General features: G+C 44.9%; 12 protein-coding genes. 5 read left to right on the top strand and 7 right to left on the bottom strand.

All coding sequences use genetic code 11. The features are described from left to right. Positions 1-97 precede the first annotated feature (97 nt). From QNI24_RS08910 to QNI24_RS08895, 4 genes are read right to left on the bottom strand one after another with little or no spacing between them, the layout of a single operon-like run. Positions 98-874: an N-formylglutamate amidohydrolase gene (locus tag QNI24_RS08910; RefSeq protein ID WP_267176347.1), complete on the bottom strand. Its 777-nt coding sequence runs from the start codon at positions 872-874 to the stop codon at positions 98-100. Then, positions 856-2,397 (bottom strand): histidine ammonia-lyase, encoded by a 1,542-nt coding sequence (gene hutH, locus QNI24_RS08905; RefSeq protein WP_283708636.1) that lies wholly within the window; start codon positions 2,395-2,397, stop codon positions 856-858. The genes QNI24_RS08910 and hutH overlap by 19 nt, the downstream gene beginning before the upstream one ends. Then, a complete protein-coding gene (hutU, locus tag QNI24_RS08900) occupies positions 2,379-4,052 on the bottom strand; it encodes a urocanate hydratase (RefSeq protein ID WP_267176345.1) in 1,674 nt (557 codons plus the stop codon). Before hutU ends, hutH begins: the two co-directional genes overlap by 19 nt. Next, positions 4,045-4,566: a MarR family winged helix-turn-helix transcriptional regulator gene (locus tag QNI24_RS08895; protein WP_267176344.1), complete on the bottom strand. Its 522-nt coding sequence runs from the start codon at positions 4,564-4,566 to the stop codon at positions 4,045-4,047. The genes hutU and QNI24_RS08895 overlap by 8 nt, the downstream gene beginning before the upstream one ends. Positions 4,567-4,689: 123 nt before the next feature. Between QNI24_RS08895 and QNI24_RS08890 the strand changes: the two genes are divergently transcribed. The 3 genes from QNI24_RS08890 (at position 4,690) to QNI24_RS08880 (ending at position 7,877) form a co-directional block, all read left to right on the top strand. Continuing rightward, a complete protein-coding gene (locus tag QNI24_RS08890) occupies positions 4,690-5,280 on the top strand; it encodes a hypothetical protein (protein ID WP_267176343.1) in 591 nt (196 codons plus the stop codon). 75 nt (positions 5,281-5,355) lie between these two features. After that, positions 5,356-6,039, top strand: a complete 684-nt coding sequence (trmB, locus tag QNI24_RS08885; protein ID WP_267176342.1) for a tRNA (guanosine(46)-N7)-methyltransferase TrmB — start codon at positions 5,356-5,358, stop codon at positions 6,037-6,039. Between the two features lie 5 nt (positions 6,040-6,044). Continuing rightward, positions 6,045-7,877, top strand: a complete 1,833-nt coding sequence (locus QNI24_RS08880) for an SLC13 family permease (protein ID WP_267176341.1) — start codon at positions 6,045-6,047, stop codon at positions 7,875-7,877. On the opposite strand, the gene QNI24_RS08875 is transcribed toward QNI24_RS08880, so the two are convergent. Next, on the bottom strand, positions 7,861-8,031 hold the full coding sequence (locus QNI24_RS08875; protein WP_267176340.1) for a hypothetical protein: 171 nt from the start codon (positions 8,029-8,031) through the stop codon (positions 7,861-7,863). The genes QNI24_RS08880 and QNI24_RS08875 overlap by 17 nt on opposite strands. Before the next feature lie 141 nt (positions 8,032-8,172). Between QNI24_RS08875 and gpmA the strand changes: the two genes are divergently transcribed. Beyond that, positions 8,173-8,919 (top strand): 2,3-diphosphoglycerate-dependent phosphoglycerate mutase, encoded by a 747-nt coding sequence (gene gpmA / locus QNI24_RS08870; protein ID WP_267176339.1) that lies wholly within the window; start codon positions 8,173-8,175, stop codon positions 8,917-8,919. A 21-nt stretch (positions 8,920-8,940) separates the two neighbouring features. After that, on the top strand, positions 8,941-10,827 hold the full coding sequence (gene dxs, locus QNI24_RS08865) for a 1-deoxy-D-xylulose-5-phosphate synthase (protein ID WP_267176338.1): 1,887 nt from the start codon (positions 8,941-8,943) through the stop codon (positions 10,825-10,827). A 132-nt stretch (positions 10,828-10,959) separates the two neighbouring features. Here the strand turns inward: dxs and QNI24_RS08860 are convergent, their stop codons facing one another. Both QNI24_RS08860 and radC read right to left on the bottom strand, forming a co-directional pair. Beyond that, positions 10,960-11,427, bottom strand: coding sequence for a hypothetical protein (locus tag QNI24_RS08860; RefSeq protein ID WP_283708634.1), 468 nt, complete (start codon positions 11,425-11,427; stop codon positions 10,960-10,962). A gap of 127 nt (positions 11,428-11,554) precedes the next feature. Beyond that, complete coding sequence (gene radC / locus QNI24_RS08855) at positions 11,555-12,226, bottom strand: RadC family protein (protein ID WP_267176336.1); 672 nt, start codon at positions 12,224-12,226, stop codon at positions 11,555-11,557. Positions 12,227-12,368 lie beyond the last annotated feature (142 nt).

Below are 12,368 nucleotides of genomic sequence, written 5' to 3'. Positions count from 1 at the left end.
TTTTCACCAGAATGTCTTTAATTTCATTGGTTAAACATTCTAAATGCTTTTGCATGCATTGTTACACCACTTTCTGCTTTTTGCTATGTAGTTAACATTAATTCAGGCTTTTTAACAGCACCGCTATCAAATCTTGCCAGAATTGACGTAATTTGTGGGTTTTATTACCACTGAACTGGCTCTTATGCAGGTAGGCACTTTTGGCATGCTCCAACTGAATGGCATGCACACCTCTTTCTGGTTGGCCGTAATGGCGAGTGATAAAACCACCCTTGAATCGGCCATTATTGATGTAACTGTAATGTTCTTGGGTCGCCAATTGATGCATCAAAAGCGACTCAATGGCTGCGCCACAAGAGTTGCCTGCGTTGGAACCCACATTGATGTCTGGCAAGCGACCATCAAAAAACCTCGGCACTTCATCATCAATGCTGTGCGCATCAAGCAACAAACAAAAACCATAGGCCTGTTGGGCTTGATCAATCAACTTTTTTAACTGGTTATGATAAGGCTGCCAGTAATTTTCTATGCGGTATTTGACAGCTTCAGTATCAGGCTCAAGCCCTGGTTTGTAAATCGGTTGAAAATCAAATGTACTGGTAGGACATAGCTCGGTTTCTGCTTGGTTATGATACAAAGCCTCACCACTGGCCGGACGATTCAAATCAATCACATGGCGTGCATAGTTGGCTTTGATTTTTGAATATTTAAACCCCTCAAATTCAAACACCTCGTTGATCAATAAATCTCGGTCAGTTGAGCCCATCACCGCCGGATTCATCAGTGCTGCAATATCGTCGGGTATTTGAGCACCATCGTGCGGCACACTGATCACCAAGGGCGATGTCTCTTGTCTTAACTCAAAGAGGGACATAAAGCCGGCATAAATTGATTCAATGCACCTGATAAAACCAACTGCTGCATGTGGTTGATGTCCGGTGCAAACATCCGGTCTTTGTCCAAGAAAGCCACGTCCTCTCTGACTTTTTGATACACCGCAAAAAGTGCCTCTGAAGTTTTTAAATCTCGATGAAAATCAATACTTTGACAAGCACCCATCATTTCTATACCGATAACCGCAGCAGAATTTTCTGCCATATCGGTTAACTTCCTTCCAGCAAAAGTGGCCATACTGACGTGATCTTCTTGATTGGCTGATGTGGGAATGGTATCAACACTGGCCGGATGAGCCAGGGTTTTATTTTCTGAGGCCAAAGCCGCCGCTGTCACATGCGCAATCATAAAACCAGAATTGACCCCTGAATCAGGCACCAAAAAGGCCGGTAAGCGACTCAAGGCCGGGTCAATCAGCATCGCCATGCGGCGCTCAGACATGTTGGTCATGTCGGTCAAACCAATGCCCAAGAAATCTGCCACCAGTGCCACTGGTTCGGCATGAAAGTTACCACCCGATAAGACATCTCCTTGTTCTGCAAAAACCAATGGATTATCAGTGGCAGCGTTGGCTTCTATTAATAGTTTATCAGCGACATAATTGATGGTATCTAACACCGCACCCATCACCTGTGGCTGACAACGCAGACAATATGGGTCCTGTACCCGATCACAATCCTCATGTGATACCACGATTTCACTGTCTTTCAGCAACCCACGTATGGCCCGCGCCACTTGTATTTGACCCACCTGCCTTCTGGCCTGGTGAATGCGCTCATCAAAAGGCGACAAGGAGCCTTTCGCTGCATCCACCGATAAGGCACCAGATAAAATCGCAGCGGAGAAGCAGTTCTCAGTAAGAAACAAACCTTTCAATGCCAAGGCGGTCGAAACCTGGGTACCGTTCAACAATGCCAAACCCTCTTTGGGGCCCAATTTTATCGGCGATAAACCCACTGCATTCAATGCATCCATGGCAGCAACCACACCACCTTGAAAATAAACCTCACCCATACCAATCATGGCAGCCGATAAATGCGCCAATGGAGCCAAGTCACCAGAGGCACCAACCGAACCTTTCTCCGGAATGATCGGATAAATCTCGTGTTTGATCATGTCTGTTAAAAGTTTCAGCGTGTTCGGGTGAATGCCAGAATATCCTTGAGCAAGACTCATGGCTTTCAGTGCCATAATCAATCGGGTGGTGCCAATATCAATCGGCTTTCCAACCCCAGTGGCATGAGAAATCACTAAATTTCGTTGTAAGGTGTCTAACTCATCTTTGGCTATTTGTACATTGGCCAACAGCCCAAAACCTGTGTTGACGCCGTACACAGTCTCATCCGATGCCGCCACCTGTTCAATGGTCTGGCGCGAGCGAATCACGCCTTGCATCATGTGGTCATCGACCTTGATCTCGACCGGATTTTGCCAAATTTCGCGCAGCTCTTGCAGAGTAAAGCCCTTATTGCTGATGGTAAAAATCATGATTGCTGCTCCCATGTCTTATTGATCATCGGTAAATTCAATGCATGTTCCTTGGCACATGTTTTGGCGATGTCATAACCGGCATCGGCATGACGCATGACGCCAGTGGCAGGGTCATTCCATAACACCCTTTCGATTCGTTTAGCAGCAGCATCGGTGCCGTCACAACAAATCACCACACCTGAATGTTGAGAGTAGCCCATGCCCACTCCGCCACCATGGTGCAGTGACACCCAAGTGGCCCCACCAGCTACATTTAACATGGCATTCAGTAGCGGCCAATCCGAAACGGCATCTGAGCCATCCAGCATGCTTTCTGTCTCGCGGTTGGGAGAAGCCACGGAGCCTGAGTCCAAGTGATCACGACCAATCACCACTGGTGCCTTGAGCTCACCTGTTTTAACCATTTCGTTAAAAGCCAAACCCAATTTGTGTCGCAAGCCCAATCCGACCCAACAAATGCGCGCAGGCAGTCCTTGAAAGTGTATGCGTTCACGAGCCATGTCTAACCAATTATGCAAATGAGGGTCATCAGGTATCAGCTCTTTGACTTTGGCATCAGTTTTATAGATGTCTTCAGGATCACCAGATAAGGCAGCCCAGCGAAATGGCCCCACACCACGACAGAACAAAGGTCTGACATACGCTGGTACAAACCCTGGGAAATCAAAAGCATTTTCCAACCCTTCATCAAAGGCCTCTTGGCGGATGTTGTTACCATAATCAACTGTGGGTATGCCCAATGCATGAAAATCGAGCATCGCCTGAACCTGCACTGCCATTGATTTTCTGGCAGCAGCAGCCACTCTTTTTGGGTTGGTTTTGGCTTCTTGGCGCCATTGACTGACGTTCCATCCTTGCGGCAAGTAGCCATTGACTGGATCATGTGCTGAGGTTTGGTCAGTCACCAAGTCAGGGCGCACGCCGTTTTTATACATTTGCGCAAAAACATCTGCGGCATTACCCAGTAAGCCAATCGATATCGCCTGGCCTGATTCTAATGCTTCATTCAGCAGTTTCATTGCTTCATCGATAGATTGTGCTTTTTTATCGACATAGCCCGTTTTCATCCTGAAATCAATTCGGGTTTCATCGCACTCCACCGCAATCATACAATAGCCCGCCATGGTGGCTGCCAAGGGCTGCGCACCACCCATGCCACCCAAACCACCAGTAAGGATCCACTTGCCATTGGTATCACCACTGAAGTGTTGGCGACCAGCCTCTACAAAGGTTTCATAAGTGCCTTGCACAATGCCTTGCGAGCCAATATAAATCCATGATCCTGCGGTCATTTGACCGTACATCATCAAACCCTTTTTATCCAGTTCGTTGAAATGGTCCCAATTGGCCCATTTAGGCACCAAATTTGAATTAGCAATCAACACCCTGGGCGCATCAATGTGGGTCTTAAATACACCCACTGGTTTACCCGACTGAACCAGCAAAGTTTCGTCTTCATTCAGCCTTTTAAGCGCATCCACCATGCCATCAAAACAAGCCCAGTTTCGAGCTGCTTTACCAATGCCGCCATAAACCACTAAATCTTCCGGGCGCTCTGCCACATCAGGGTCTAAATTATTCATCAACATCCTCAATGGCGCCTCAATGAGCCATGATTGGGTATTAAGTTCAGTGCCTGTCGGTGCTTTGATGATTCGATCATTCATGTGTTGTCTCGCTGTTTCTATGATTAGGTAGTTGTTGTTTGAATCGGGTCATTAAATCTTTGTTTTTTAAGCCGTCAATGGCGGCCGTCAGCACCTTAAACAGGTCTGCCCCAACTTCTTGAGATAATTGTTCGTAAACTGCTGCTAAGGAATGTTGTTTCAACAACAACGCCTGGTCTTGACCCATCGAAGTCAGTTGATAATCTGTTTTACGCTTGTCACTTGGGTCAGAACTGGCGGTGATTAAGCCCAGTTTTTGTAACCTCGGCAGTTTCTGTTTAACCAATTGATGTGACTGCTTCAATGACCGCGCAATTTCTGTGACCGAGGCTTGTTTAACCTCGTTTAGCGCATGGATGATTGAACAAGATTTTACCGGCACCACTATGCCCAAAGAGTCATACAGTGGCCTGATTTGTTCACTGATTAATTGCCCCAAGTCATCGGCTTGTTTGCCAATAAAAGATTCATTTAATTGATATTTTTTGTTGTTCTTTGTCAATTTAGGTAACATGTTGCGCAATAGCTTGCTATTTTCTCTGAATCTGCATATCAAGTCAAAATATTTCAAAGTTTTATTTGTAATGCGAATGATTATCATTTATATTTAAGATTAATTTTTCAACAATGTATTATCATGACCTGGACACTACATATTGACTGTAACTTCCAAAACACCCATGAGTTTTGCTTACAACTTAACCACACCGACAAAGCCCGTAATTTCAGAAGTTGGATGGGCCCCATGGCCAAACACCTGTTCATGCAGTTACAACAAAACCTGGCCCGTTGCACTTCCAGCCAATCGTTCATCATAGAAAAACAATTGGCCCAATATGCGTTGATGCAAGCGAGTTTTCATCATCAGCGTTGCCTGCATCAATTCCAAATCATTCAAGACCTTGAAGCCATAGACCTGGCCGGACACAATGAAATGGCTGACATGCTGTTGTTTATCAGAATGACACCACAACATCCTTGCCATGACACGCTATTGCTTTTTTCGCAACAACAAACACCCTGGACACAAGACGCAGAGGCTGTCATTGCACAATTGGTAGAGGCCAAACTGATACAAATCATCAAATGTGGCGAGCAAACTTATTACGATAAAAACCCCTACCCCCACGACCATGTGCTTGACTTGAACACACTGAAGCTCACTGATTTCACTGCTGAGGGCCCCGTTGAGAAATACCAAACATTGGTACCCAGCCCGATAATCTGAAGGCTGATTAACAAAGTGGTGGTCATCATGGCCTGATTTTCGGTAAAATAGCAGCATTGAGATCAATGGCCAAGCATGAAATTCGAACCAACCGACAGACAAATTCGCAGCTTTGTTTTGCGCAAAGGGAAAATGACCACAGGGCAAAAAAAAGCAGTCGAAGAACTGATGCCCATCTATGCCTTTGACCCAGATCAAACCATTGATTTTGAAAAACTTTACGGCAACAACAACCCCGTGTGGTTAGACATTGGTTTTGGCAACGGTGAATCCATCATTCATGCCGCACAACAACACCCCGAGATTAATTTTCTCGGTATCGAAGTGCACTTGCCTGGTGTGGGACACTTGTTGATGGTCATCAAAGAGCTGGGGTTAACAAACGTACGCATCATTCGCAACGATGCCGTAGATATGCTCAACTTATTCATCGCCGATGAATCATTGGCTGCGATTCATGTGTACTTTCCCGATCCGTGGCACAAAAAACGCCACCACAAAAGACGCATCATGAACCAAGAATTCCTTGACTTAATCCAAACCAAACTACAAACAGGTGGACGCCTCCACTATGCTTCGGACTGGCACCCTTATGCCTTAGAGGTTCAAGAATTACTGGCAGCCAATACTTGGCTTAAAAACCAAGAAAGCAACAACGGCTTTGCCAGCAGGCCCGAATGGCGACCCGTCACCAAGTTCGAACGACGTGGGCAAAAATTAGAACACGGCTCCTATGACCTCATCATGACCAAAAAATAATGGAAATGCTGCCACTCACTAATGAGATGTTGATGGTATTTGCCATATTGGCCTATACCATTTTAATGTTTGTTACTGAGGTTATCAGGATTGATGTGGCGGCATTACTGATATTGGTTATGTTGGGCTTATCCGGCTTGGTGCCAGACACGCATTTATTTGATGGCTTCGCTTCTAATGCGGTAATCGCTATTATTGCGGTGATGATTCTGGGTGCTGGACTTGATCGCACTGGGGTCATGACCGCCGTGGCCAATGTGATCCTCAAAATTGGTGGCAAGACTGAAACAACCGTGATGCCGATTGTTTCTACCACAGTTGGTGGCATATCTGGCTTCATGCAGAATGTTGGCGCGACCGCGTTGTTTTTACCGGTCATGAGTAAAATTTCCAGCGCTGCTGAATTACCCATTTCACGCCTATTGATGCCCATGGGTTTTTGTGCCATTTTAGGCGGCACCGTCACCATGGTAGGATCATCACCACTGATTTTACTCAATGATTTGATTGAAACTTCCAACCGCTCACTGCCGCCAGGCGCTGAGACCATGCCATCTTTTGATTTGTTTTCGACCACCCCAATAGGACTGGCTTTGTTGACCAGTGGGGTGTTGTATTTTTTACTGATTGGACGATTTCTATTACCCAAAGACAAAGCGGTCAACCACGTCAATAACCACAAATCTGACTCCTACTTCCGTGACAATTACGGCATTGATAAGACCATCACTGAAATGATCGTTAATAAAGACTCTCCGCTGGTTGGTAAGATGATCTATGAGCTGGAGTTTGACCCTCATATTCCCAACATTGTCGCTTTGTTCAGTGAAAATGAATCAACCATCTCGCCTCCCAGAACCCGCTTCATTTGGAATGGTGCAGTGTTGGGCGTCATGGGCAGCAAACAACAAATCGAAGATTTTGCGGAAGAGTTTAATTTAACTACGCTGCCTAAACTGAAGCACTTCAAGCTGGACTTCAACCCATCAATCTCGGGCACATCTGAGGCAGTGGTGGTACCTGGCTCTCGCTACTTGGGTGTTAAGTTATCTGAATTTCATTTCAGAAAAGAATATGCCATCACCATCTTAGCTGTTTCCAGAAACAATCGAATTTACACCGGCGAGGCCATGTATGACCTAGAACTGCAGTTGGGTGACACGTTTATCATCCATGGACGCTGGACCGATCAAATGGGCTTGGGGCGCTCAAGAAATGTGGCGCTGGTCAGTGATGTGCCTGCGGAACCACAAAGGCCACAAAAAATTCCTTTTGCCTTGCTGTTTTTCTCTCTCAGTATTTTCTTAGTCATATTTACCGACTTAAAGCTCTCATTGTCATTACTCACTGGCGCCATAGGCATGGTGGTATTTGGTGTGCTCAATATGGATGAGGCTTATCGTGCTGTGAGCTGGAAAACAGTTTTTCTGTTGGCTTGTTTGATTCCCTTGGGCTATGCCATGGAGCATACTGGAGCCGCTGCGTGGATTGCTCAAAATGTGATTTACCATTTGGGTAACGTACCACAAATCATCTACCAACTGGCGATTGCTGTACTGGCAACCTTATTCTCACTGGTTATGTCAAATGTAGGTGCCACTGTGTTGTTGGTGCCTTTGGCCATTAATATTGCGCTGGAAACCGGCGGCAATCCAGTGGTTTATGCCTTGATAGTGGCGATTTCAACTTCTAATGCCTTCATCTTACCAACCCACCAAGTATCTGCCCTGATTATGGGACCAGGCGGCTACAGTGTGGGTGATTTCATTAAAGTGGGTAGTCTCATGACTTTGATTTTTTTGGCCGTGTCTTTACCGATGATTAACTGGCTTTTTTGATCCGACAAGCCTGCTCTATTTTTAGTTTAAACAAATCACTCAACAGTTTTTTACTCTCATAATCAATGCCTTGTTTACAATATTGGCATTCGGCGAGTTGATTGATGATTAACTCGATTTCCTTCATCACTTTTTTTAATTCAATTTGATTCATATTCAAAGCCCTGTCACTGAATAATTAAAATAACATTCTAGGTTCAATACAACCGCTTTTCAGTCGCATAATTCTGACTTGCTGGTAAGAAAATATAGACAAGCATGGTATAATTGACAGTATTTATTACCTGATAAGCTTATGATTAAATTGGTGTTGCTCAGACACGGCGAGAGTGAATGGAACCTTGCCAACCGTTTTACTGGTTGGAAAGATGTTGATTTAACTGAAAATGGCATTGCCCAAGCAGAATCAGCTGGCCGTTTATTGATGGATGCTGGCTTTGAGTTTGACCAAGCCTATACATCTGTGCTGAAGCGAGCCATCAAGACATATAACATCGCTGCTGATGTGATGGACCAGAGTTGGTTGCCGGTTAAACGCAGCTGGCGTTTGAATGAACGCCATTATGGTGCCCTCCAAGGCCTGAACAAAGCCGAAACCGCAGCTAAATACGGGGATGAGCAGGTACACATTTGGCGCCGCAGCTATGCCACCCCGCCGCCAAAACTAGACTGGAATGACGAGCGCAACATTGCATCTGACAGACGCTATAAAGACTTGGACAAAAGTCAAATCCCACTGGGTGAGTGCCTAAAAGACACTGTCGAACGCGTGTTGCCCTATTGGCATGAACACATTGTGCCTGACCTAAAAGCCGGTAAGCGATTAATCATTGCTGCTCACGGCAATTCGCTGCGTTCATTGGTACAATATTTGGATGATGTATCTGAAGAAGAAATATTAAAACTTAATATCCCAACAGGTGTGCCATTGGTGTATGAATTAGATGATGATTTAAAACCAATCAAAAGCTACTACTTGGGTGACCAAGATGCTTTGAACGCAGCCATGGAGGCTGTCGCCAAACAAGGCAAAGCACACTGAAAAGCCCAAACGGTTGAAACCATGAATAAACAATACCCATTACTCGATAACATAAACATCCCGGCTGATTTAAGAAAATTGAACAAGAATCAATTACCTCAAGCCGCCGATGAAGTGCGTGAGTTTCTGATCGATGAAATTGCTAAATGCGGCGGCCATTTTGGTTCTGGCTTGGGTACTGTAGAGCTGACCGTGGCATTGCACTACGTTTTTAATACACCCCACGACAGGATAGTTTGGGACGTTGGCCACCAAGCCTATCCCCATAAAATATTGACGGGCCGCAAAGAACAACTCACAACCATCAAACAAAAAGCCGGTTTGGCCCCCTTCCCCAAACGCACTGAGAGCGAATATGACACCTTTGGCGTAGGACATTCATCGACTTCTATCGGTGCCGCTCTGGGGATGTCTTTAGGCAGCCAAATTGCAGGCACAGAACGTGATGTGGTGGCGGTGATTGGCGATGGCGCCATGACTGCTGGAATGGCATACGAAGCATTGAATCACGGCGGTGAATTGGACACCAATATGTTGGTGGTTTTGAATGAAAACGAAATGTCAATTTCACCCAATGTAGGCGCATTATCCAGGATGCTGATAAAAATAGTCAGCGGCAGAACCTACAACCGCATGCGTGAAAAATCCAAACGCATCATGCGTCGTGGCTCCTGGTTATGGAAGTTCATGTCCAGATGGGAGGAGCACACCAAAGGCATGTTTGTACCTAATACCCTGTTTGAAGAATTGGGCTTTCATCATTTGGGACCGATAGATGGTCACGATGTAGGCCAGCTGGTAGAGAAACTCGAAGTGGCCAAAGAAATCAAAGGCCCCAAACTTTTACATATCATCACTAAGAAAGGCAAAGGCTACAAGCCCGCAGAAGAAGATCCGATTAAGTACCATGCAGTCGGAAAATTTAATCCTGCCGAAGGCATCCAAAACAAAGCCAAACCCTCCACACCAACCTACACTGAAGTTTTCGGTCAATGGCTGTGTGACATGGCTCGCATCGATAATCAACTGGTAGCCATCACCCCAGCCATGCGCGAAGGTTCTGGTTTGGTTGAATTTTCACAACTGTTCCCCAAAAGGTATTTTGATGTGGGCATTGCTGAACAGCATGCGGTGACCCTGGCTGCCGGCATGGCATGTGAAGGCATTAAACCGGTGGTTGCTATTTACTCAACATTTTTACAACGCGCCTATGACCAACTGGTTCACGATGTAGCCATACAAAATTTAAACGTACTTTTTGCCATTGACCGCAGTGGTGTTGTGGGCCCTGATGGTGCCACCCACGCCGGTAACTTAGACATTTCATACTTGCGCTGCGTGCCAAACATGGTATTGATGGCTCCTTCTGACGAAAATGAATGTCGCCAAATGCTCTATACTGGCCACCAACACAATGGGCCCGCAGCTGTTCGATATCCGAGAGGCAAAGGGCCAGGTGCTGCAATCCTACCAAAAATGCAAACCTTACCGATTGGCAAGGCGGACCAAGTCAGAAAGGGCGATAAAAATGTTGCAATACTGAGTTTTGGTGCCTTGTTAACTGAAGCACGGGCCGTGGCACAAGAATTAGATGCCAGTTTGGTCAATATGCGTTTTATCAAACCGCTTGACAAATCAATGATTGAAAAATTAGCACGTACCCATAATCACATTGTGACCATCGAGGACAATGTCATTCAGGGTGGCGCAGGCAGCGCTGTGAATGAAGCTTTGCATGAAATGAATATCACAGCTTCAGTGCTTAACCTGGGCCTGCCTGACAGCTTCCAGGATCACGGCACGCGTGAGGAGTTGTTACAAGAAGCTGGGCTGGATGTTGAGCAGATGCTAAAACGAATCAAGTCATTCATTGGCCAAAAAACCAACAGCAAAGTGTATTCAATCTAAATAACCAACCGAACAATTCTGTGTCTTGATTGCTAGCAGTTTGTTAACCAATGGGTTGATGTTGCTTGATCAGAATAGATTGAAACAGCCTTGAATTAAGGCTTATTGACAGTGCTATAGGATGAGATGGGTTTAACTTTTTTTACTTAAAATGTACTCGGTCATTTCATGGTCGGGGTAGTGCCATTTTAGGTAATTTTTATAGCTGGCAGTTTTCTTATCAGCGCCCTTCTCTTCAAGGTAATTTATGATGGCCACCAAAGCATCGACAAACCCAGGTAATTCACATTCTTTTCTGATCATTGAATTGATGATGTAAACGGCATTGTTTTCAAAGCCATTGGCCGCAAAAACCACAGAAAGTTTGACCAAAGTTTCATCATCTAGTTGAATACGCCCTTGGGTAGTCGTCATGTATTTGACGAAATCACTGTGAATTTTCTCACCGGAAACATCAAATTGCATCTGTAACGTGAAATAATCTATGGCTGCTTGATGGTGGTAGTCGTCGAAGGGGATGTATTTCCCGTACTCGAAACGCAACCGAGCTAAATCAAGGCTATTGGGGTATTTTTTAAAGGTAGAAGCCAAAATCTTCATGGCTTTTTTATAATTACCTTTTTCTATGTATTTTTCAGCCCGGGCAACTGGATTTAATCTATTTTGAAAAAACATCCATCGTGTTAATGATTCATTGACTCATAGCATATCAAATAATCACCTTAATTCATATCATTTGATTGACTGCCATCGAAAAGGTTTGGTTGTGACCGACCACGAAATGATCCAAAACTTTGACATCTATCAGTGCCAAGGTTGTTTTAAGTTGTTGGGTTAAATTAATGTCTGAAGCGCTGGGTGTGGTATCACCTGAAGGGTGGTTGTGAGCAAAAATAACGGCTGCTGCGTTGTAACGCAAACAATACTGAGCCACTGTTCTGGGATATACTTGGGCTGAGTTGATGCTGCCATTGAATAAAAACTCGAATTTTAACAAATGATTTTTACTGTTAAGGAACAATGCAGCAAAACTCTCGTGCCCTTTACAAACAAAGTTAGCCCTTAAAAACCGATCTACCACCTCAGGTTCACTGAAACATGTTTGGCCATCGAAGCCCTGGTTGATGGTGCGTTTGACCAACTCACTGGCAGCTTGTAATTGTGCATATTTGGCCAAGCCCAATCCTTTGAGTTCAGAAAAATCATGTAACTCAGCTTTAAGAATTTCTGACACACTGCCAAAGTGAGTCAGCATCTCAGCTGCTAACTCAATAGCGCTTTTACCGCGAACACCAACCCGCAGAAAAATAGCCAACAATTCCGCATCTGATAGGGCCTCAGCACCCAGTTCTACGAGTTTCTCTCTTGGCATGGTGTGTTTATCAACTAAAAAATTCATTAATATATGTGACAAATAATGGTTATTCTAGATAATTCATTCGCACTGAGACCATCAAATAATTCCTACTTTGATGTAGGAAAGCATAACATTGGAGATTTTAATTAAGCTGGTTTAAAATTTACCATTAAAAAAGATTGGG

It is taken from the genome of Marinicella marina (assembly GCF_030065545.1).
Lineage (GTDB): Bacteria > Pseudomonadota > Gammaproteobacteria > Xanthomonadales > Marinicellaceae > Marinicella > Marinicella marina.
The sequence above is the reverse complement of the archived record's forward strand: the minus strand, read 5'-3'. Positions and strand labels throughout refer to the sequence as shown.

Bases quoted from the DNA above. Each gene is read 5' to 3' on its own strand.
- QNI24_RS08910 (WP_267176347.1), bottom strand. From the start codon at position 874: ATGTCCCTCTTTGAGTTAAGACAAGAGACATCGCCCTTGGTGATCAGT.
- hutH (WP_283708636.1), bottom strand. From the start codon at position 2,397: ATGGGAGCAGCAATCATGATTTTTACCATCAGCAATAAGGGCTTTACT.
- hutU (WP_267176345.1), bottom strand. From the start codon at position 4,052: ATGAATGATCGAATCATCAAAGCACCGACAGGCACTGAACTTAATACC.
- QNI24_RS08895 (WP_267176344.1), bottom strand. From the start codon at position 4,566: ATGTTACCTAAATTGACAAAGAACAACAAAAAATATCAATTAAATGAA.
- QNI24_RS08890 (WP_267176343.1), top strand. From the start codon at position 4,690: ATGACCTGGACACTACATATTGACTGTAACTTCCAAAACACCCATGAG.
- trmB (WP_267176342.1), top strand. From the start codon at position 5,356: ATGAAATTCGAACCAACCGACAGACAAATTCGCAGCTTTGTTTTGCGC.
- QNI24_RS08880 (WP_267176341.1), top strand. From the start codon at position 6,045: ATGCTGCCACTCACTAATGAGATGTTGATGGTATTTGCCATATTGGCC.
- QNI24_RS08875 (WP_267176340.1), bottom strand. From the start codon at position 8,031: ATGAATCAAATTGAATTAAAAAAAGTGATGAAGGAAATCGAGTTAATC.
- gpmA (WP_267176339.1), top strand. From the start codon at position 8,173: ATGATTAAATTGGTGTTGCTCAGACACGGCGAGAGTGAATGGAACCTT.
- dxs (WP_267176338.1), top strand. From the start codon at position 8,941: ATGAATAAACAATACCCATTACTCGATAACATAAACATCCCGGCTGAT.
- QNI24_RS08860 (WP_283708634.1), bottom strand. From the start codon at position 11,427: ATGAAGATTTTGGCTTCTACCTTTAAAAAATACCCCAATAGCCTTGAT.
- radC (WP_267176336.1), bottom strand. From the start codon at position 12,226: ATGAATTTTTTAGTTGATAAACACACCATGCCAAGAGAGAAACTCGTA.